This window comes from Thalassospira sp. ER-Se-21-Dark, from assembly GCF_017922435.1.
GTDB lineage: Bacteria > Pseudomonadota > Alphaproteobacteria > Rhodospirillales > Thalassospiraceae > Thalassospira.
The window spans coordinates 338,183-359,819 of the sequence record NZ_VDEZ01000002.1 but is presented as its reverse complement, the minus strand read 5'-3'; the positions used below and the strand labels follow the sequence as shown (position 1 = coordinate 359,819).

Here is a 21,637-nt window from a genome sequence, read left to right as displayed (position 1 = left end):
GACACTCAGTCCTCTTTGAGACCTTTGGACCGCCTGTCAGAGACGAGCCCCTCGAGCCCGCCACTGTTGCGCCCGCTGCGCGGTCGAAGTCCCTGGCCGCGCGACATGGTCCTGCCGGTTGGCTTTGCAGTCTGTGCAGATGCCGGCGCAGGTTCGCTTTCTTTTTCGACCTTCGTGCGCGAAGCCACCGGCTTCATGTCGCTAAAGAAATCGATGTACCAATCCATATCGGCAGCTGCCATCGCAAAGCGACCACCGGCCGCCGGGCTTTCGATTGCCGATTCCGGGATACCGTTGCTGATCTGCAAAACAACTGCCGCAGGTGCGGTCATCCCTGCCCGCCATGCAAGGGCTGTGATCGCCCGGGCACTGCCGGAATCAAGAATTTTGGAAACGGCGTTGGCGCGGATTTGCGCGTAATGGGCAAGTGCCTGCACCACCAGCGCATCATCATTGCGCGACAGGGCATCAAGCACATACTGGTCAATCGTCATCTTGGCATCTGTTGCCTCGACGACATCGTTGTCGACCATTTCGTTGTCTGCGATCTCGACATCCATGTCTCTATCACGCGACGGCATCAGCATCCGATTTTCAAAACGGGCCTTTTCAATCCGCTGACGGACCGACTGGCGCAACGCGCGGGCAACTTCGGTTCGCATCCGGCCTTGCTCGACCAGCGTGTCAAACAGGGACGCCATGATGAAATGGGCGATGCGGCGCTGGGCCTGACGTGAAATGCGATTCTGACCACCGAGGATATCGTTCTCCGGCGCCTTTGGCTTTGTGGTCTTTTCAACGAAATGCGGCGTCATCGGCACAACGTTTCGCGGCGCGTCATCAGATGACAGCAACCGGTTCAACAAACCACCCTTTTCCTTTTCCGCCTGCTGCTCGATCAGGCGGGCCTTGGCGGCGGCCTCAAGCTCGGCGCGTTCACGTTCGGCTGCGGTTTGAATGAATTCACCGCGCCCACGCATGATATCAAGAAAATCGGAATCGCTCAGAAGCTCGATATAGTCGGCAATCGATACCCGGCCAATCGCCTGAATATCCTGACGCAAACGGTTGGCAGCCTGACGGGTCATATAAGGCGTATGGCCCAGTTCCTGTTCGATCAGCGCAATCACCTGCGGGCGATAACAGTCACCCATATTGGCAATCGCCGAAACGAACTCGTCAACCATTTCCAGTCGTTCAGACGGGCTCAAATCTGTCAGATGCCGACGCAGACGGCGCGCCACATCCATGCGCACGTCGCTGTCAAAATCAGGCACATCCTCGGTATCGTCCAGCGCGTCCAATTCAGACGAAAGACGGGCTGCGTGTTCAAGGGACGATGCATCGGCCTTATTTTCGGAAACATGTCTGCGGGGAATCGCGCGACCCTGAACGCGACCTGTATCAGATCCAAACGTTTCAGGTGCGATGGTGCGAACAGTGTCGGCCAGATCACGCAGCTTGGCCGAGGCTTTATCATCAAGCCCCCCATTGCCCGCATTTTTCTGCCGATTGAACATCCAACTCAGCATTATCGCAGTAATTCCCCTGGTCCCGTGCCTGGCGGCCTATCGGCATCGACGTTGCGATACCTTATTTTTGTGTTTTGTCAGAACAGCTTAACCCAAACTGACAGTGTTACACAACCAGACAAGGTGTCTAATTTTCATAACCCAATCTCAAGGGCACATATCAATAGACAGAGCCTTGATTACAGAATGACTATCGGCGCAAAGACTCAAAAAAACATTAACGATACAGGGGTCTATGCCCCCTCCTGCCCGTTGCCATCGAAAAACCTGCGCGCCGACGGATTTCTGGCAGTCCGCGCAAATGAAAACGGGCGCCCCAAAAGGACGCCCGTCATCGAAAATCGGTTCACGCAATCAGTTGCGTTAATTATTGCCGACCCATGCAATGCGCAGAATATTGGTCGCCCCCGGCGTTCCGAACGGCACACCGGCGGTGATAACAAGCGAATCACCCGGTCCTGCAAATTCTTCACGTTTTGCCACTTCGGTCGCAATTCCGACCATTTCGGCAAAGTTGGTGGCATCACGGGTAAAGACCGGATGCACGCCCCAGCACAGGGCCAGACGACGTGCGGTCTGAATCCGCGGGGTCAGGCCAAGAATTGGCACTTCCGGACGTTCACGTGCAGCACGGAATGCCGTCGACCCGGAAGATGTATAGTTAACAACCGCTTTGGCACCGATGGTGGTGGCCACCTGACGGGCCGCTGCACTGATCGCATCCGGTGCGTTATGCTCCGGATCAGGGCGATTGGCGTCGCGCATACGGTAATAAAGATCGTCCTGCTCCACACGGCGCAGGATACGATCCATGATCGAAACGGTTTCAAGCGGATATTTACCAACCGCACTTTCGGCTGACAGCATCACCGCATCGGCACCGTCATAGATCGCAGTCGCAACGTCGGATGCTTCGGCACGGGTCGGGGCCGGGTTGGACACCATCGAGTCAAGCATCTGCGTCGCAACGATCACCGGCTTGCCGGCTTCGCGGCATGCTTTGATGATACGTTTCTGCAAGATCGGAACGTCTTCCGGCGGGCATTCGACACCAAGGTCACCACGGGCGACCATGATCATGTCCGACAGATCGACAATCTCATCAAGGTGATCAATCGCCTGCGGCTTTTCCAGTTTGGAAACGATGGCCGCACGGCCCTGAATGATCTTGCGGGCCTCGGCAACGTCTTCGGGACGCTGCACAAACGAAAGCGCCACGAAATCAACGCCCATCTCAAGACCGTAATCCAGATCGGCACGGTCCTTTTCGGTCAGCGGTGAAAGCGGCAACATCACATCCGGAAGGTTGACACCCTTGCGGTTGGAAAGCGGCCCACCGGTAATGACGGTACATTCGGCCGACTTGTCGTCGCATTTCTCTACACGCATACGCAGCTTGCCATCATCAAGCAGCAGGTTCGCACCCGGCTTGATAGCAGCATAAACTTCCGGATGCGGAAGCGACACGCGCTTGTTGTCACCCGGCTTCTTGTCCATATCGAATTTGAACGTATCACCGGCGGAGAGTTCAACTTCACCGTCGGCAAAGGTACCAACACGAATTTTCGGACCTTGAAGATCCATCAAAATACCGATCGGGCGGCCGAGTTTTTCTTCGACGACACGGATCGCTTCAAAACGGGCCAGATGTTCTGAGTGTTCCCCATGCGAGAAGTTCAGGCGGAACACATCCACACCTGTCTGCACAATTTTCTCGAGGATTTCTGGCTTTGAACTTGCCGGCCCCAGGGTCGCGATGATCTTCGCCTTACGTTGACGGCGCATCGGCTACTACCTCTTGTTATTCGGTTTACACGTGAGCCTTCCCGCTTCGGCCTGCATCTGCGGCGAGACGAAAAGGCGTCCTGATCTTTTCTGGGGGTACCCCCTTAATAATCAATCAGCCCCTATTTGAACAGGGACTTTTCATTAAATGCCTTTACAAAAATGTGATTTTTCGCTGGACAATTACAAGAAGCACCTTCTTTAAAGAACGCGTACCGGTGAAACGTGCCGGTCAAAAACGAATGCCTAACAGACCAATTTTACGGCGCAGACAGGACCCTTTTCATGAGCAAATGGCACCACCGCTTTCTTGGACTTGCAGCCCATATTGCAGACTGGTCAAAAGACCGCAGCACCCAGGTCGGTGCGGTTGTCATCGGCCCGAAAAAAGAAATTCGTGCTGTTGGCTATAACGGGTTTCCGCGCGGGGTCGATGACGAAGTCGAAAGCCGCCATCAGCGTCCGGAAAAATACGCCTATACCGAACATGCTGAACGCAATGCGATTTATAATGCCAGTTACACCGGCACATCCCTTGATGGCTGCGCGCTTTATGTCACGCACTTTCCGTGCTGTGATTGCGCGCGCGCCATCATCCAGGCGGGCATCGCTGAGGTCTATGTCGACAAGTCGAAACTAACCGCGGACTTTCTTGAACGCTGGGAACAGGATATGAAGATATCCACCGAAATGTTCGAGGAGTCCGGTGTTGCTGTTAAGGTGATTGATGACGACGGCGTCACCAAGCCCATGAAATAAAAAAGATCTTCCTCTTTACTATTAAAAAAAAGGCCCAATATTGGGTGTGTTCAAACCGGACGCGAGCATCAAAAACAAAAAGACGTAAACGTCGTTTGTTCTAACTTTTCAACTGGCTTGGGGTCAGTATTTGTCAGATTTTCGGGCTGAACACAGAGTGGTTTGGCCTTGCTGGAAACCAGACAAAGGTATAAGGGTTTATACATCAGCAACTGGTTAGATTTGCTGCTGTATCCCCCTGAACAGCGACGCATTTCGTGATGATGCTCAGGAACCGAGGCCGGATGAACGCGAAAATAGACTTTAGTAAGATTAGTTTTCTGATCGTTGACGGGGACAAGATTTCAGCTCAGGTGGTCTATGACACGCTCGCCTATCTCGGAGCCAGTCATATACAGCGTGTAAAATCGCCGAATAATGCCTTTGACGTACTACGCACCGAAAAAATTGATATCGTGATTTGTGAATGGCGCTTGCGCGGCATGGATGGCCTCGAATTCCTCGATGTCATGCGCAATTCGACCAATTCGCCAAACCGGTTCATTCCGGTGATTATGCTGACCGCACATTCCGAGATGCGTTATGTGACGACGGCACGTGACCTTGGGATTACTGAATTTCTTGCCAAACCCTTTAACGCCAAGGCACTTTACAGCCGTCTGGTTTCGGTCATCGCCCGACCAAGACGTTTCATTAACACTGGAACGTATTTTGGCCCGGACCGACGTCGCAGACAGGTCCAGTTTGATGGTCCTGATCGTAGGAGCCTTGACGAATGACCCATTATGACTGGGGAAGCGGAGCCATCGTGAAGCCGGAAGAACCTAAGAAAAAGAAGAATGTGCAGATCATCCCTGCGCAGACCGATCTGAAACGCAAAGCTGTCAACTTCATCAAGGGATTTGACATCAACCTGTCAGCTGAAAAGCTTGAAGAGCTCGAACAGGTTGTACAGCGCAGCTCCGAGACCTTTGTCCGTGACATCGGCAAGGATCTGATGGAATGCCGCAAACTGGTAATCAACGCCCTGCGCGACAAGCCCAAGCGGCCAGAAGCCATCATCGCGGCAAATGACCTCGCCTATTCGGTCAAGGCCCTGGGCGGCACCTTCCAGTATCCCCTGATGACCCAAATCGCAAAATCGATGGAAATCTTCGTTGCCGACCGCACCACGGCCAACGAAAAACAGCTGCTGGTTATCCAGCTCCACATCGACTCGCTTTATGTCATTCTGGCCGGCCGCGTGACCGGTTTTGGCTCAACCGTCGAACAGGCAACTGTCGCGGCCCTGACCAAACTGACCGAACGCTACGCAGAACCGCGCGAATAGCCCACACCTCTTGACCGCAGACGATCTCGCTCACTGGGCAGCATTTCACAATGCAGTCTAAGGTGGTGCTTATGCGCACCCAGCAATCCCAAACATCCCCCTCACCTGTCCGCCTTCCCAAAGCCCGACAGGTGAACTTTAACGTGCCCGATACAGGGTCGGTTTCTACCGCCGGAAGAACGCGGTTAAAAAATTGGAAAATCATGGCAAAAAAGCGCTTGCACCACCTGTGACCGGCTGCTAAAAACCGCGCCACGCACCATGCGGGTGTAGCTCAGTTGGTTAGAGCGCCGGCCTGTCACGCCGGAGGCCGCGAGTTCAAGTCTCGTCACTCGCGCCATTCCCTTCCTGATTGGGAATGACGTACAAATTAAGCGCCGCGATTTTTCGCTGGCGCTTTTTTGTTTTCCACTCGCTTTTTTTCACATTTACCCCACCTTGGATCGAGCGCTTTTCCCTGCGAAACAGGCGTCGCATCGAGGCTGCCAAGGGCGATCAGACTGGTAAAATTCCGGTCCGTCTTTTTTTTACAAAAAAGCCCTTGCCAGACCGAACCACCCCTTATATAAACCGCGCCACGCCATGCGGGTGTAGCTCAGTTGGTTAGAGCGCCGGCCTGTCACGCCGGAGGCCGCGAGTTCAAGTCTCGTCACTCGCGCCATTCCCTCCCTGATTGGGAATGATGCACAAAATAAGCGCCGCGATTTTTCGCTGGCGCTTTTTTGTTTTTGCGCCGCTTTCTTGCCAATCAAACCGGTAAATCAGGCCCGCGCATTTTTCTTTGAAAATCGGTCAAAAAACACTTGCCTCAACTGGGTGGTCTTTATATAAACCGCGCCACGCACCATGCGGGTGTAGCTCAGTTGGTTAGAGCGCCGGCCTGTCACGCCGGAGGCCGCGAGTTCAAGTCTCGTCACTCGCGCCATTCCCTCCCTGATTGGGAATGACGTACAAAATAAGCGCCACGATTTTTCGCTGGCGCTTTTTTGTTTCTAACGCCAAATCCCGGCGTAAAACCACCGTTCTACCCGCGTGGGTAATTTCACCAATACGTCACACAACCTTAAGAAATCCATTTTCGGGAAAGTTGTGCAATTTGCTGATTTAGACAGCATTGCTGACCGACTGGTCATTGATTAATCGTATAAATTATGCTCAGCTCCACATGCACTACGCGAACCTGCAGGCCGCCCCGCAATTAGTCGGGCCTGAAGGCGTCGATAGAACTCCGGATGGTTATAAAGCTGAGCCCGTCTCGTTTTGGCCCTCCCTTTCGATAGCCGATCAGTCCACGCATTGGCCTGCAGTCCCAAAACAACAATCGGGAGGCGCATCATGCGCAAATTTATTGCAGGGCTGGTCATGGGGACCGCGCTCGCGACCGCACCTATGATGGCACAGGCCGAAACGCCGAAGAATGCTTTGGTCATGGCTTTTGCCATTGATGACATCATCACGCTCGACCCGGCTCAGATTTTCGAATTCTCGGGCGCTGAATATGCCGGTAACACCTATGACCGCCTGATCGGTTTCGACAATGACGATGTGTCGAAGATCTATGGCGTCGTTGCGGAAAGCTGGGATGTTTCCGAAGACGGCAAGACCTTTACCTTCAAAATCCGTGACGGAATTACCTTTGCCTCTGGCAACGAGCTGACCGCCGAAGACGCGGCCTTCTCGCTCCAGCGCGTGATCTTGCTGGATCAGTCGCCGGCCTTCATTCTGGGCCAGTTCGGTTTCACCGCCGATAACGTCAAGGAAAAGATCTACGCCACCGACGATTCCACGCTGGTCATGGAAGTCGACAAGCCTTACGCACCAAGCTTCGTGCTGTACTGCCTGACCGCTGGCGTTGGCTCGGTTGTCGACAAGGAAGAAGTCCTTGCCCATGAAGTGGACGGCGACCTTGGCCACGAATGGCTTAAAACCAACTATGCTGGTTCCGGCCCGTTCAAACTGAACAAGTGGACCGCGGGTGAAAGCCTTAGCCTGACCGGCAACGAAGATTACTGGGATGGTGCGCCAGAAATGAAGCGCGTAATCATCCAGAGCGTCAAGGAAGCCGCAGCTCAGCAGCTCCTCCTTGAAAAAGGCGATATCGATATTGCCCGTAACCTCGAAGCCGATCAGTTGGCTGCCATCTCTGACAATGACGACATCAAGATGATGTCCAAAGGCAAAGGTGCTCTGTGGTATCTCGGTCTGTCGCAGAAAAACGAATATCTGTCGAACCCGAAAGTCCGCGAAGCTCTGAAATACCTTGTCGACTACAAAGGCATTTCCGAAACCATCCTGGCTGGTCGTTCGCAGATCCATCAGGCCTTCCTGCCTGAAGGCTTCCTCGGCGCATACAACGAGAACCCCTATTCCCTGGATGTCGAAAAAGCCAAGGCCCTTCTGGCCGAGGCCGGCTATCCGGACGGGTTCAGCGTAACCATGGATACCCGTAACACCACCGCGATCATGGCGATGGCTCAGTCGATCCAGGCAACCTGGTCACAGGCTGGTATCAATCTGGAAATCATTCCGGGTGATGGCAAACAGACCCTGACCAAATACCGCGCCCGTCAGCACGATATCTATATCGGTCGCTGGGGTCCGGACTATCAGGATCCGCACACCAACGCATCGACCTTTGCGTGGAACCCGGACAACTCCGACGATGCCGCTGCCAAGCCGCTCGCTTGGCGTAACTCGTGGGACGCCGGTGACTTGACGGCAAAAACCGATGCCGCCACGCTGGAACGCGACGATGCGAAACGTGCTGCGATGTATGTCGATCTTCAGAAAGCAGTTCTGGAAAATGGTCCGTTCGTGATCATGTTCCAGGAAACCGAGATCGCATCCATGCGCGGTAACGTGAACAACTTCGTCCTCGGTCCGTCATTCGATAACAACTATTATCGTTATGTCACCAAAGACTAATCTCGACGAAGGAGACAACGGTCGTAATGTCCGCTGTTAAACGCAAAAAACGGGACGGGCGCAACCGCGCCCGTTTCGCTTCCGGCCCGACGGGAACTTTCCTGCGGCTGGTTTTCTCGCTTGCCATTACATTTTTTGGCCTGCTGCTTGTCACATTCCTGATCGGTCGCGTCTTGCCGATTGATCCGGTGCTGGCCGCCGTTGGTGATCATGCATCGCAAAGCACGTACAACCGCGTGCGGGAAGAAATGGGGCTTAACCTGCCGCTCTGGCAGCAGTTCTTTATTTATATTTCCAACGTACTGCAGGGTAACTTCGGCCAGTCAGTGCTGACATCCAATACCGTGCTCGATGACATCAAACGTGTCTTCCCGGCCACCCTTGAACTGGCAACCATTGCAACCATTATCGGTGTTGTTCTGGGAATTCCCGCTGGCGTCTTTGCCGCCATCAACAAGGGCAAATGGCCTGACCACATGGTTCGCGTGATCGGACTTGCTGGCTATTCCATGCCGATCTTCTGGCTGGGTCTGATGGGGCTTCTGGTATTTTACATGAAGCTCGACTGGGTCGCGGGTCCAGGACGCCTTGATTCGTTCTATCTCGACTATATCGAACCCACCACCGGTCTGATGCTGGTTGATACTCTGATCGAAGGCGACATGGACCTGTTCTGGAACGCTGTCTCGCACATTGTTCTACCTGCATCGATCCTGGCTTATTTCTCGTTGGCCTATATCGCACGGATGACCCGCTCCTTCATGCTCGAACAGCTGAGCCAGGAATACATCCTGACCGCCCGGGTTAAAGGCATTTCCGAACATCGCATCATCTGGCGCCACGCCCTTGGCAATGTCATGGTTCCGCTGGTGACCGTGATTGCGCTGTCATACGCCAACCTGCTCGAAGGTTCGGTTCTCACCGAAATCATCTTTGCATGGCCGGGACTTGGTCTTTACATCACCAACTCGTTGCTCAATGCCGATATGAACGCGGTTCTCGGTGGCACGATTGTGGTCGGTGCGGTCTTTATCGGCGTGAACATGCTTTCTGACGTGCTTTACCGCCTGCTCGACCCCAGAGCGCGGAGATAATCATGACAACACAAACAAACACTTCGCAATCCGGCCTGAAACAATGGCTGACATCCGATACGCCAAAATCGCGCTGGCAGGCAAAATGCGGACGTGCATGGCTTGGCTGGGTCAAGTTCACCGAAAACAAACTTGCCATGATCGGCCTTTCGATCGTGATCGGCCTTATTCTGGTAACGATCTTTGCCCCGCTTCTCGCCCCTTATGATCCGCTGGCAGCTGACCTTGCCAATCGTATCCAACCACCCGGTGCAGAACACTGGTTTGGTACGGATCAACTCGGCCGCGATATTCTGTCGCGTCTGATCTATGGTGCGCAATACACCCTTTTGATCGTCGCCCTTGTTGTCATCACTGCAGCCCCGGTCGGCCTGCTGGTTGGCACAGCTGCCGGGTTCTTTGGCGGCTGGATCGATGCCACCCTGATGCGCATCACCGATATCTTTCTGGCTTTCCCGAAACTGATCCTGGCGCTGGCTTTTGTGTCCGCCCTTGGACCGGGCTTGGAAAACGCCATTCTTGCCATTGCGATTACCGCATGGCCGCCTTATGCCCGTATCGCACGGGCTGAAACCATCACGGTGCGCAAATCCGATTTCATCGAAGCCGCCCGTCTTCAGGGCACATCGAACCTGGGCCTGATTACCGGTCACATCATGCCAATGTGCATGAGCTCGCTTGTTGTGCGTGTCACGCTTGATATGGCGGGCATGATCCTGATTGCAGCCGGTCTTGGCTTCCTTGGTCTTGGTGCACAGCCACCGATGCCGGAATGGGGAGCAATGGTTTCTGAGGGTCGTCAGTTCCTGCTTGAACAATGGTGGGTTGCCACAGTCCCGGGTATCGCCATTTTCATCGTCAGTCTGGGCTTCAACCTACTGGGTGATGGCCTGCGTGATGTTCTTGACCCGCGTGGAGGCGATTGATCATGTCCAATGAAACCCTTCTGTCGGTCAAAAACCTCGAAGTCACCTTCAACACGCCCAAGGGTGATGTCCATGCTGTGCGTGGCGTCTCGTTTGATCTTGGTCGTGAACGGCTTGGTATTGTTGGCGAATCCGGGTCTGGTAAATCCCAGACCGGGCGCGCCATACTTGGTCTGACAGCGGCCAACGGCAAAATTACCGCCGATCAAATGACCTTCCATGACGTCGATCTGGCAAACCTGACGCCCAAACAATGGCGCAAGGTACGCGGTGCGCGCATTTCCATGATCATGCAGGACCCGAAATATTCACTGAACCCTGTCATGACCATTGGCGATCAAATCATCGAGGCCTACCGCGAACACCATAAGGTCAACGCCAAGGAAGCCCGCCACCGCGCGATTGATATGCTTGATGCGGTTAAAATCCGCGATCCGGAGCGCGTGTTCAATTCCTACCCGCATGAGGTATCCGGCGGCATGGGGCAACGCGTCATGATCGCCATGATGCTGATCCCTGATCCTGAACTGATCATTGCCGATGAACCGACATCGGCCCTTGATGTCACCGTACAGCTTCAGGTGATGGCGATCCTTGATGATCTGGTGCGCGATCGTGGCATGGCGCTAATTTTCATCAGTCACGACCTGCAACTGGTTTCAAGCTTCTGCGATCGTGTACTGGTCATGTATCAGGGCCACGTGGTCGAGGAAATCAAGGCGTCAGCTCTGCACGAAGCCAAACACCCCTACACCAAGGGACTTTTGAACTGCTTGCCGAAAATGGATGGCGATCATTCTGATCTGCCGATCCTTGAACGCGAAGCAAGCTGGGCTGAAGGTTAAGGGGCAGACACATGATTGAAATCAACAAACTCAATGCCTGGTTTGACGACAACCACGTTCTCAAGGATGTCGATATCAAGGTTCCGAAAAACGGCTCCTTCGGCCTTGTTGGTGAATCGGGATCGGGCAAATCAACGGTGCTGCGCACCATCACCGGCCTTGTCGATGACTGGGAAGGTGAAATACTGGTCAACAACAAGGAACTCGGCCCCACACGCGACAAGACATTCTATCGCCTTGTGCAGATGGTGTTTCAGGACCCGTTCGGATCACTGCATCCGCGCCATACCATTGACCGCATCCTGACCGAACCGGTCAATATCCACGGGCTTGGCAATTCCGATGCCCGTGTGGTGCAGGCCCTTGAACAGGTCGGGCTCGATAACTCGTTCCGCTTCCGCTATCCCCATCAGCTTTCCGGTGGGCAGCGCCAGCGTGTTGCGATTGCCCGCGCCCTGATCCTTGAACCCAAGATTTTGCTGCTTGATGAGCCGACCTCGGCCCTTGATGTGTCCATTCAGGCCGAAGTGCTTAATCTTCTGTCGCGCTTGCGCCGGGAACTCGGTCTGACCTACATCATGGTCAGTCACGACCTCGCCGTGGTGGCCCATATGTGCGACGATATTGCCATCATGAACCATGGTCGTATTGTTGAACGCGCCACCGCAAGCCAGTTGGCTGATGGCAGACTTGAACATCCCTATTCGCAACAGCTTTACAAGGCTGCCGGCGGCTATGACCGCGCCGTTGTCGACAGCTTTGTCGACTGGGACTGAACGGAGACACCATGACTTCCGCCACCACACTGAGCTTCGCAACACCCTTCGCCCCGGCCGACAGCAAACTTGCCAACTACCAACGTCGGCATATCCCGTCTTTCACATGGGATGCGCATGCTTGCCTTCCGCTTGATGAAAAAACGCCGATTGACCTGCTTGATACCTATGTTGCCGGTCATATCGACTATGTCTGTGTCAATGTCGGCATGGATATGAACAGCATTGCCCATATCCTGCGCGTGATCGCTGCCTTCCGCGCCAAGATCGCCGCCCATCCCGACAAATACATGCAGATCGAGAAATTCGAGGATCTGGCGATTGCCAAATCCAAGGGCCTGTTGGGTGTAGGGTTCGATCTTGAAGGCTCGGTCATGCTCCAGGACATGCCCGAAATGGTGCCGGTCTTTGCCAAGCTTGGCGTCAAGCAGATCCACTTTGCCTATAACCGCAACAACTCGGTCTCCGGTGGCTGTCATGATGTCGACATCCCGCTGACCGATCTCGGTGTTGAAATGGTCAAGGCCGTGAACGGTAGCGGCATGATCATGGATTGCTCCCATACCGGACGGCAAAGCTCGCTCGATATCATGCGGGTCTCATCCAAGCCGGTCGTGTTCAGCCATGCCAACCCCAAGGAATTGGGTGGTCATGAGCGCTGCATTGATGATGAACAGATCAAGGCCTGTGCCGATACCGGTGGCGTAATCGGCATCTGCGGTTTTCAGCGTTTCATCAAATCCAAAAACGCGCCGGAAGTCCCCGACATGATCCGCCACATCAAATATGCGGTTGATCTGGTCGGTATTGATCATGTCGGCATCGGGCTTGATACCATGCCATCGGTCGCCGGCACCAACGACTTCCCGGATGGCGTTGACAAGGACTTCTATTGGCCCGCCGCCAGTGGCTATGGCCCCGGCGCAGGTGGGGCTGCGGTGTTCGACCCGCGCAAGCTCCCTGCCCTTGCAGATGCCCTGATTTCGGTTGGTTACTCGACCGATGACGTCGATAAAATCATGGGCGAAAACTTCATGCGTGTTGCCAAGGCAAGCTGGTAACAACGTGCTACACCCCGCCCCGGGCTTCGGCCCGGGGACTTGGGCAGACGTTTCGATCTAATTTGAAACCGTCACAGATTGCCCAGCCTCAACAGGCAGTTCGATCCTTAACTCTGCACCGCCAAATGCGTGCACCAGGTCACCTGCCCGCACCGTGACACCTGTGATATCTGCCGGAATCGTCACACCGGAAAGAGACCGGGTAAAGGGCTGCTCATTGACATGCGGATGGGCCAGAACCCTTTCCCAAATGATCGCGCCATTCGGCCCGATCACCTGCCAGACATTGGCGTAATGATCCCAACCCGTGTCGTCATGCGCCACGGTCACATCAAACCGATAGGTATCTGCGCCGGTCTTGATCACCTTGGCCGCAACCACATCGGCCTCGCCCGCGTTGGCCAGCACGGGAAACAACAAAGCCCCGCAGACAAGAACCAGACGGGTCAACAGCGTGGACACAGTGCGGCTCTGCATGGCGGGGCTCCTGAATTTGATCTCGCGGGGGTTTAGGCGTCTGCCTCATCCTTGCGTACCGGGCGCGGTCGACCTTCGGCGTCAATCGCGACAAAGGTAAATGTCGCCTCGGTCACCTTGATGCGCGGCGGTTGATTGCGGCGGAGCACCCAGGATTCGAGATGCAGCACAATCGATGTATTGCCGATCTTTTCGATGTCGCCATAAACGCAAACTGTATCGCCGACATAAACCGGGCGATGGAACGTCATGCCGTCCACTGCGATGGTCGCAACACGCCCTTCGGCGACCTGGCTCGCCATCACACCACCGGCGATATCCATCTGCGACATCAGCCAACCACCGAAAATATCACCACTCGGGTTGGTATCGGCGGGCATGGCAAGGGTTCGGGTGCAAAGTTCACCGCGCGGCATCGTACTTTCCGCAAGAAGGGATTGATCTTTCTCAGTCGCCATCAGGCTCACTCCAGTTGGCGGCACGCCTGTTACGACACGCCATTTTTTTATTGGACCTCCCGGTCACGGTTTTCTGCGTCCAAGCCCTGCAAAATTATGGTCGGATCTGGCGACCATCACTTGCATTGGATTCAAAAACACATTTTTATGGTCGGTGCGCACCGATCATCTGGTACGAACCGATAAAGATATGGTACTCGTTTAGCGCCGAGGCTTCCAAGACCATAATATCGAAGAACAGATATACGGTATTGGACCTTGTTTTAACACAATAAAAGAAGTTGCGTTCCGGGGCATGACCGACCTTTTTGAAGATTCAAACCAGTCCACCGATAAAGCCTATTCCGCCAAGGATATTGAAGTTCTCGAGGGCCTTGAGCCCGTCCGTCGACGCCCCGGTATGTATATCGGCGGCACCGATGATGCCGCTTTGCACCATCTGGTCGCGGAAATTCTCGATAACTCGATGGACGAAGCGGTTGCTGGCCACGCTGACTGGATCGAACTGGAATTGCAGCCAGACAACACTGTGCTGGTACGCGATAACGGGCGTGGTATTCCGACCGACCCGCACCCGAAATTTCCCGACAAATCCGCCCTTGAGGTGATCCTGACCACCTTGCACTCGGGCGGCAAGTTCTCTGGCAAGGCCTATGAGACATCGGGCGGTTTGCACGGTGTCGGTATGTCGGTGGTGAACGCACTGACCGACAAATTCCGCGTTGAAGTCTGCCGTGATCGCAAGATGGTGTTTCAGGAATATTCCAAGGGCACCCCCCTGGGGCCGCTTCAGGATGGCGGTGCGATCAACAATCGTCGTGGCACCACGGTTATTTTCAGACCCGACCCCGAGATTTTCGGCACCCGCGCCAAGCTCAAGGCAGCGACCATCTTCCGTATGGCGCGCTCCAAGGCGTATCTCTACAAGGGTGTTGAAATCCGCTGGTCGGTTGATCCAAGCCTTCTGACCAGTGACGACCCGACCCCGCAGCAGGAAGTCCTGAAGTTCCCGAACGGCATTCTCGATTACCTCGAAATGACGCTTGATGGCCGCGAGATGGTCACAGACCGTCCGTTCGCTGGCGAAGCCAAGTTTTCTGAAAGTGCCGGGCGTGTTGAATGGGCGATTGGCTGGCCTGAAAGCGGCGAAGGCTATTTCCATTCTTATTGTAACACCGTCCCGACCCCGCTTGGCGGCACACACGAAGCCGGTTTCCGCTATGCCATCACCAAGGCGATCAAGGCCTATGGCGATATGCTGGGGCAGAAAAAGGCCGCAGCCATCACCGCCGAGGACGTCTTTGGCGGCGGCTGCATCATGCTGTCAGTATTTATTCCCGATCCGCAATTCCAGGGCCAAACCAAGGAAAAGCTGGGTACCCAGGGTGCAACCAAACTGGTTGAAACCGCGGTGCGTGACCACTTTGACCACTGGCTGACCGGGGATACCGAAAACGCCAAGCGTCTGCTTGAACGCATCATCCTGCGCGCCGAGGAACGTCAGCGCCGTAAGGAGAAAAAGGAAACCAAGCGTCAGTCTGCAACCCGTCGTTTGCGCCTGCCGGGCAAGCTTGCTGACTGTTCGCGTTCAATCGCGGCTGGCACTGAAATCTTCCTGGTGGAGGGTGACTCTGCAGGTGGTTCTGCCAAACAGGCCCGTGACCGCGAAACGCAGGCCGTGCTGCCGCTGCGCGGCAAGATCCTGAACGTCGCATCGGCGACCTATGAAAAGATGATGGCCAATCAGGAAATCAAGGACATGATCGAAGCCTTTGGCTGCGGTTCGGGGTCTGATTTCCGGCTGGGTGATCTACGCTATGAACGCATCATCATCATGACCGATGCTGACGTCGATGGTGCACATATCGCATCCCTTCTGATGACCTTCTTCTATCAGGAAATGCCTGGCCTGATCGAAAACGGCCATCTGTATCTGGCGATGCCGCCGCTTTACCGCCTGACCCAAGGTGGCAAGTCAATCTACGCCATGGATGATGCCGAAAAGGAAGTCATCCTTGAAACCGAGTTCAAGAACCCGAACAAGGTCGAGATTTCCCGATTCAAGGGTCTGGGTGAAATGCCGCCGCAACAGCTGCGCGAAACCACCATGGCCCACAAGAAACGCACCCTTCTGCGTGTTACCCTGCCCGATGCAGCCGAACCGGATGCCCGCGGACAGACCAAGGATCTTGTGACCCGCCTGATGGGCAAAAAGCCGGAGCTGCGTTTCCAGTTCATTCAGGAACATGCCCGCTTCGTCGAGGATATCGACGTCTGATTGGCCTCTCGAAACGCCAACAAAACCCGGCATTTGTGCCGGGTTTTTTGTTTTCTGCCCTTAAAAATCGGCGCAACCGCGTGACTTTGGCAATTTTCCGACAATATCTAGGGATAGGTTCTTTGGTCTCAGCAAGCCTGAAAGGATGAAAGCCATGTCTGCGCCCGCACCGCGACTGTCGAAATTGACACGCCCGTTTTCAATCGCTGTTGCTGCAAGTGGTCTGCTTGCGCTTGCCGGTTGCAACATCGCCATGATCGAACGTGCCCATTATGAGGTCACCGAAGTCGACAGCTTCCGGACAGCCGGTGCGCCAAGTCGTGTGATGATGCTTGAAATCACTGATGCCAATAACACCTTCACCGATGACTTCTGGAGTGCGGCCATGTCAAACCATGGCTACCCGCCGCGCCTGCGCTTTGTTACCGATCCGGCCGACATTGCAGATGGGGAAACCATCAAGCCGGAAAACCGTATGGTTGCCGTCGTCAATCCGGAACAATCCACCATGCGGGGCAAGCTCTGCACGGACCCAAAATCTCTGCCCATAGATGAGACAAGTGATCGCGTCACCGTCCGTTTCGGCTTCTGTGTCGGGGATAAAATCATTTCGGAAACCCGCGCACACTTCAATGCGGCCCAGTTTGCCGAACAGGTCGAAAACAACGCTGACACGGTCAATTATCAGCTCTTCCCGCGTCACCTGCGCAATAATGATGACCGGTATTGCAGCCCGTTCTTGCCAAGCTGCTAACGCACCAAAAGTCCTGCCAGTGACCAGGCAAACTCAACGGGCTGTTCAAGTGGTACATAATGGCCGGCACCGGAAACTTCCTGATAAGTCGCAGCGGGAATGGCATCGGCCATCTCCCGGTGACTTTCAGGACTTATTATCCGGTCATGCGTACCGACAACAACGCTGCATGGCACGGCAATATTGCAAAGATCCGTCATGCTGTCCGGGCGGGTCGCAACCGCATGATTTTGGCGTTCAAACACGCCTCCCCCGCATGCGTCACCCATTGCGGTCAACAGGGAAACCAACCCACCATCATTGCGGTTATCGGGATGTAGCATCTCATCAAGCATGCCGTCATTGACCGCGACAAACGGCGTTTTGCCCGCGACAATGCGCGACAGCAACAACCGTCGACGTCGAACCGCCTCACTGTCGGCCGTTGCCCTTGTATTGACCAGCATCAGGTGACTGACACGTTCCGGGGCCTGACGCAGGATTTCAAACGCGGCATACCCGCCCATCGACATCCCCACCAGCGCAAAGCGATCCGGCGCAGTTTCCAGAACCGCACGCGCCATATCTGCAACCGTATCCTGATCAAACAATTCACAGAATACCGGCTTAAGTGCGGGCTTGGCCGGATCGTCAAGTTCGTCATATGCGGCAACTGCGGGATGCCACATACGCTGATCGGCCAGCATGCCTGACAAAAACACACCGGGCACGCCATCACCATCGGCGTGCCCGGTGTCTTTCTTTGAGATCGAACTCATTTAATCAGCGCGCTCAGTTCCTTGAACTCCGGCGTGCCTGCCACCCGCAGCCATTCAAACATCACACTTTCGCGGGTTACGATTTTGGCGCCAGCATCGCGCATGCGCTCAAGACCGAAAATCTTGTCATGCTGGCTGCGCGATGTCACCGCATCGGAGACGACATAGACCTCCCGACCGCGTTCGATCAGGTCCATCACCGTTTGCAGCACACAGACATGGGTTTCCATGCCCGCAACCACCACCTGATCACGACCCTGATTTTCTTCCATCTTCTCGATAAAGCCATTGGCCGGAACGGCGGAAAATGCCACCTTGGAAACGACATTGCCGCCCTCAGCAGCATCACCCGGCTTTTCAAGCAGATCGACAATCGGTTTGGCCGTATGCCCAAGACCCTTGGGATACTGTTCGGTAACGATCACCGGCACCTCAAGGCGATTGGCGCATTTGATCAGAAAACAGCAATTGGCGATGATCTGATCCGGTTCCAGACAGGCCGGATAGAGTTTTTCCTGAACGTCGATTATCAGCAAACTTGAACGGGTTGCGTCCATCAGCACTGTTTTTCTCCCCGAGTATGAGCTGTTGTGGCAGATTACGCTGTCAAATTGTTGCAAACAAGCCTCTCAAAGCCTGCCGAATGGGTTTTCCAAGGCAATTAAGCGGCGTTTTTCTTGACTTAATTAAGGGTTGGCTTTACGACGCAATCAGATTTCTAGCGATCCGCTTAACCTTAACGCATTTCTTTGCGGGAAAACGAACCATATGAATTTCGCCGATCTCGGTCTGAGCGAAGATATCCTCAAAGCCGTCGCAGACGCCGGCTACGACACCCCAACCCCGATCCAGGCCCAAGCTATTCCGTCGGTGCTGATGGCACGTGACATTCTGGGCTGTGCGCAAACGGGTACGGGCAAAACGGCCAGCTTCACCCTGCCGATGCTTGATATTCTCCATCATGGTCGGGCCCGCATGCGGATGCCGCGTTCCATCATTCTGGAGCCGACCCGCGAACTGGCCACCCAGGTTGCTGCAAACTTTGACACCTATGGCAAATATATCTCGCTGTCCAAGGCGTTAATTATTGGTGGCGAATCTGCTGCCGAGCAAGGTAAGGTCCTTGAAAAAGGTGCCGATGTCATCATCGCGACCCCGGGCCGCCTGATTGATACGTTTGAGCGCGGCAAGCTGCTGTTGTCTGATTGCAAACTGCTTGTGATCGACGAAGCCGACCGCATGCTCGACATGGGCTTCATCCCCGACATCGAAAAGATCGTCAACATGCTGCCCAAGCAGCGTCAGACGCTTTTCTTCTCGGCGACCATGCCCAAGGAAATCAAACGCCTTGCCGACAAGTTCCTGTCCAATCCCAAGGAAATCACCGTATCGCCACCTTCGACGATGGCAACCACGGTTGAACACAAGCTCCTTGTCCTGGATGATTTCGACAAGCGCGAAGCCCTACGTCGCCTGATCCGCGCCGAAGATGTCCGCAACGCCTTTGTGTTCTGTAACCGCAAAAAAGACGTCGACATTCTCTATAAATCGCTGACCAAGCACGGCTTCAATGCCGGTCGCATGCATGGGGATCTGGCGCAAAGCGAACGTACCGAAACGCTGGCAAAGTTCAAAACTGGCGAGATCACCTTGCTCGTCTGCTCGGACGTGGCCGCACGCGGTATTGACGTCGCCGATGTTTCGCACGTCTTTAACTTTGACGTGCCGTTCAATGCCGAGGATTATGTCCACCGTACCGGTCGTACCGGTCGCGCAGGCCGTGATGGCAAGGCCTTTACCCTGGCCGTTCCAGAGGATGGCAAACTTGTTGCTGCGATCAACAAGTCCATCAATATGGACATCCCGCTGACCGAACTTGAAGGCATCGAGACGCTGGAGCTGGACTTTACCGGCAAGAAGCGTCGCAACAAGAAAAGCCGCAAGCCCACCAATACGCGTGACGACAAACCCGCCCGTCCGGCAAGATCGGATAAAAAGGAAGCGGTTGCTGACACCCCGTCACCGGCCAAATCCGACGCGCAACCGCAAAACGACGCCGATGCCCCCAAGGCACCGGCACGCGACGCGCGCAACAACGCGGGCAATACTGATCGCAACCGCGCTGAGCGGCCGGATCGGACCGAGCGTAATGATCGAAACGATCGCAATGATCGGAATGACCGTAACAACCGCAACAATCGCCGTGACCGTGACGACCGCGATGACAAAACAGTCATCGGCTTTGGCGATCACGTTCCAAGCTTCCTTCTGACCGAAGTGCCGGCCTCAAGCCTTGGCAAAAAGCCTTCTGACGACGAAGAAGAAGCACCGAAAAAGACCACCACGGCCAAGCGCAAGCCTGCTGCTGAAAAGTCGAAATCAACGTCGGCCAGAAAGCCGCGCCGTTCGACCAAAAAGGCCAGCGACGAAGCACCGGCAGAGGATGCTGCACCAGTAGCAACCGAGGCACCGGCTGAAACCGCAAGCGACGCAAAGTCTGACGCCGCACCGGCCAAGGAAGTCAAAAAACGCGCACCGCGCCGTCCGCGCAAGAAGGCTGCCCCAAAGGCAGAAACGGCTGACAAGGCTGCGGATACCGCCCAGGCATCAGCAGAACCGGCCCCGGCAGAAAGCGAGAGCTAAGCCCGCCGCGCGTTCGAAAATCAAAAAGGCCGTCAGAGCAATCTGACGGCCTTTTGTGTATATGGTAGGTATTTGTGCCTGGATCTGTGCGTTAAACCGCGCGGAACAATCCGGTAGATGTCGGTTTTTCCGGGCGACGTTTGCGCATCAGTTTCAGCATCGTCTCGATCGTGATCGACAGCAATGTGGCATGGGTGATCTCTTCGATCTCATCCATCACCATCGAAAGCGCCGCACCGGCATTGGTATTCTGCACAATGCTGTTGGACGGGCTTGTGCCGACCTCTTCAAACAACTGCACAACATCCAAAAGTGTCGTGCGCTTGGCATTGCCGCAGAAACGATAACCGCCACCCGCACCACGGACCGATTCAACCAGCCCCGCCCGGCCCAGATCACGCAGGACCTTTGCCAGATGGTTGGTCGAAATATTGTAACGTTCGGCAATTTCCGATGCCGAAAGCTGGCGGTCGGTATCTTCGGCCAGTTCCAGCACGGCATAGAGGGCAAACAGCGTCGCCTTTTGCAAGGACATCATCGGCTTATTCCCCCTCTTCCATATCTGTTTCCAGCTGGATGAACGGCCCGGCCATCATGCCCTGCGCGCGGAAGAACGACATCAAGTCGGTTGCATCGCGCGGGATCATGGTCCGGATTTTGGTCACCCCGGCCTTGCGGAAACAGCGGCAGATTTCGTTATAAAGGATGGTACCGATCCCGCCCATGCGCAGGTCCGGTTCGACACTAACGGTGCCAACCCAGCCGCACGGCACGGAATTGAATTCCCACGACCGGACTTCACCAAAAATGCAACCCAGAAGCGTGCCGTTTTCTTCGGCAATCAGGAAAAAACGGGAATCCTTGCGGTTGCCATAGCGGGTAAACAGATCGTCCCAATAATCCGGCTTGCGCAGTCCCGTGGTCCGGTCATCAAGATCGACAACATTGGCGAGATCTGCCTGAACCGCCGGACGAATATTGATTTTATGCTCGCCAATTGTAACCAGGTTATATCCCGGCGTGTTTTGCGCAGCGTCCACCATACGTGCCTTTCAGTATATCGGCTGCCAATGTCAGACGAGTGTCAGACAGTGCCAACCTCCCCCGGGCTCCCGGCAGGAGAATAATCACAATCGAAATAAGTAAATTGGTACGATTATACTACACTGCCCGGATGGCACACGGCAACGATAACTTCCGCTGCAGATGCTCACAACTGCAGGCGTTCCAAGGAAT

At 54.9% G+C, this 21,637-nt stretch carries 20 protein-coding genes and 3 tRNA genes; 15 read left to right on the top strand and 8 right to left on the bottom strand.

Features of this window, described 5'->3' with window-relative positions; all coding sequences use genetic code 11:
• Positions 1-5: 5 nt before the first annotated feature.
• Together FHI25_RS09280 and pyk are read right to left on the bottom strand one after the other, a co-directional pair.
• Positions 6-1,532 (bottom strand): DUF2336 domain-containing protein, encoded by a 1,527-nt coding sequence (locus tag FHI25_RS09280; protein ID WP_210517047.1) that lies wholly within the window; start codon positions 1,530-1,532, stop codon positions 6-8.
• A 363-nt stretch (positions 1,533-1,895) separates the two neighbouring features.
• The gene (pyk, locus tag FHI25_RS09275) at positions 1,896-3,317 is read right to left on the bottom strand and encodes a pyruvate kinase (protein WP_210517045.1); all 1,422 of its coding nucleotides are present in this window, start codon (positions 3,315-3,317) and stop codon (positions 1,896-1,898) included.
• Between the two features lie 285 nt (positions 3,318-3,602).
• On the opposite strand from pyk, the gene FHI25_RS09270 reads away from it, so the two are divergent.
• The 12 genes from FHI25_RS09270 (at position 3,603) to FHI25_RS09215 (ending at position 13,033) form a co-directional block, all read left to right on the top strand.
• Entirely contained in the window at positions 3,603-4,076 is a 474-nt protein-coding gene (locus tag FHI25_RS09270) for a dCMP deaminase family protein (RefSeq protein WP_210517043.1), read from the top strand.
• Positions 4,077-4,360: 284 nt separating this feature from the next.
• Positions 4,361-4,855: a response regulator gene (locus FHI25_RS09265; RefSeq protein ID WP_008890966.1), complete on the top strand. Its 495-nt coding sequence runs from the start codon at positions 4,361-4,363 to the stop codon at positions 4,853-4,855.
• Positions 4,852-5,406, top strand: coding sequence for a transcriptional regulator (locus tag FHI25_RS09260; protein ID WP_210517041.1), 555 nt, complete (start codon positions 4,852-4,854; stop codon positions 5,404-5,406). The genes FHI25_RS09265 and FHI25_RS09260 overlap by 4 nt, the downstream gene beginning before the upstream one ends.
• Positions 5,407-5,669: 263 nt before the next feature.
• Positions 5,670-5,746 (top strand) — tRNA-Asp (locus tag FHI25_RS09255).
• Positions 5,747-5,990: 244 nt separating this feature from the next.
• Positions 5,991-6,067, top strand: a tRNA-Asp gene (locus FHI25_RS09250).
• A 187-nt stretch (positions 6,068-6,254) separates the two neighbouring features.
• Positions 6,255-6,331, top strand: a tRNA-Asp gene (locus FHI25_RS09245).
• A gap of 410 nt (positions 6,332-6,741) precedes the next feature.
• The gene (locus tag FHI25_RS09240) at positions 6,742-8,331 is read left to right on the top strand and encodes an ABC transporter substrate-binding protein (protein ID WP_008891486.1); all 1,590 of its coding nucleotides are present in this window, start codon (positions 6,742-6,744) and stop codon (positions 8,329-8,331) included.
• Between the two features lie 26 nt (positions 8,332-8,357).
• Positions 8,358-9,425 (top strand): ABC transporter permease, encoded by a 1,068-nt coding sequence (locus tag FHI25_RS09235; protein ID WP_083952752.1) that lies wholly within the window; start codon positions 8,358-8,360, stop codon positions 9,423-9,425.
• Positions 9,426-9,427: 2 nt separating this feature from the next.
• Positions 9,428-10,351 carry a nickel transporter permease gene (gene nikC / locus FHI25_RS09230; protein ID WP_210517039.1) on the top strand — a complete coding sequence of 308 codons (924 nt, stop codon included), beginning with the start codon at positions 9,428-9,430 and terminating at the stop codon, positions 10,349-10,351.
• A 2-nt stretch (positions 10,352-10,353) separates the two neighbouring features.
• The gene (locus FHI25_RS09225) at positions 10,354-11,196 is read left to right on the top strand and encodes an ABC transporter ATP-binding protein (protein ID WP_064780729.1); all 843 of its coding nucleotides are present in this window, start codon (positions 10,354-10,356) and stop codon (positions 11,194-11,196) included.
• A gap of 11 nt (positions 11,197-11,207) precedes the next feature.
• Positions 11,208-11,972: an ABC transporter ATP-binding protein gene (locus tag FHI25_RS09220; protein WP_008891482.1), complete on the top strand. Its 765-nt coding sequence runs from the start codon at positions 11,208-11,210 to the stop codon at positions 11,970-11,972.
• An 11-nt stretch (positions 11,973-11,983) separates the two neighbouring features.
• Positions 11,984-13,033, top strand: coding sequence for a membrane dipeptidase (locus tag FHI25_RS09215; RefSeq protein ID WP_210517037.1), 1,050 nt, complete (start codon positions 11,984-11,986; stop codon positions 13,031-13,033).
• Positions 13,034-13,090: 57 nt separating this feature from the next.
• Here FHI25_RS09215 and FHI25_RS09210 read toward each other — a convergent pair whose 3' ends face one another.
• On the bottom strand, positions 13,091-13,510 hold the full coding sequence (locus tag FHI25_RS09210; protein WP_210517035.1) for a hypothetical protein: 420 nt from the start codon (positions 13,508-13,510) through the stop codon (positions 13,091-13,093).
• Positions 13,511-13,542: 32 nt separating this feature from the next.
• A complete protein-coding gene (locus FHI25_RS09205) occupies positions 13,543-13,968 on the bottom strand; it encodes an acyl-CoA thioesterase (protein ID WP_008891479.1) in 426 nt (141 codons plus the stop codon).
• 295 nt (positions 13,969-14,263) lie between these two features.
• Here FHI25_RS09205 and parE point away from each other — a divergent pair, with 295 nt between their 5' ends.
• Both parE and FHI25_RS09195 read left to right on the top strand, forming a co-directional pair.
• The gene (gene parE / locus FHI25_RS09200) at positions 14,264-16,246 is read left to right on the top strand and encodes a DNA topoisomerase IV subunit B (RefSeq protein ID WP_210517033.1); all 1,983 of its coding nucleotides are present in this window, start codon (positions 14,264-14,266) and stop codon (positions 16,244-16,246) included.
• Between the two features lie 154 nt (positions 16,247-16,400).
• Positions 16,401-17,000, top strand: a complete 600-nt coding sequence (locus tag FHI25_RS09195; RefSeq protein ID WP_210517031.1) for a hypothetical protein — start codon at positions 16,401-16,403, stop codon at positions 16,998-17,000.
• On the opposite strand, the gene FHI25_RS09190 is transcribed toward FHI25_RS09195, so the two are convergent.
• Entirely contained in the window at positions 16,997-17,758 is a 762-nt protein-coding gene (locus tag FHI25_RS09190; protein ID WP_210517029.1) for an alpha/beta hydrolase, read from the bottom strand. The genes FHI25_RS09195 and FHI25_RS09190 overlap by 4 nt on opposite strands.
• Positions 17,755-18,315 (bottom strand): hydrolase, encoded by a 561-nt coding sequence (locus FHI25_RS09185; protein WP_210518245.1) that lies wholly within the window; start codon positions 18,313-18,315, stop codon positions 17,755-17,757. The genes FHI25_RS09190 and FHI25_RS09185 overlap by 4 nt, the downstream gene beginning before the upstream one ends.
• 211 nt (positions 18,316-18,526) lie before the next feature.
• Between FHI25_RS09185 and FHI25_RS09180 the strand changes: the two genes are divergently transcribed.
• Entirely contained in the window at positions 18,527-20,401 is a 1,875-nt protein-coding gene (locus FHI25_RS09180) for a DEAD/DEAH box helicase (RefSeq protein ID WP_210517027.1), read from the top strand.
• 91 nt (positions 20,402-20,492) lie between these two features.
• On the opposite strand, the gene FHI25_RS09175 is transcribed toward FHI25_RS09180, so the two are convergent.
• Together FHI25_RS09175 and FHI25_RS09170 are read right to left on the bottom strand one after the other, a co-directional pair.
• Entirely contained in the window at positions 20,493-20,939 is a 447-nt protein-coding gene (locus FHI25_RS09175) for an Rrf2 family transcriptional regulator (RefSeq protein WP_008891472.1), read from the bottom strand.
• 4 nt (positions 20,940-20,943) lie between these two features.
• Complete coding sequence (locus FHI25_RS09170) at positions 20,944-21,444, bottom strand: GNAT family N-acetyltransferase (protein ID WP_063087257.1); 501 nt, start codon at positions 21,442-21,444, stop codon at positions 20,944-20,946.
• Positions 21,445-21,637: the final 193 nt, after the last annotated feature.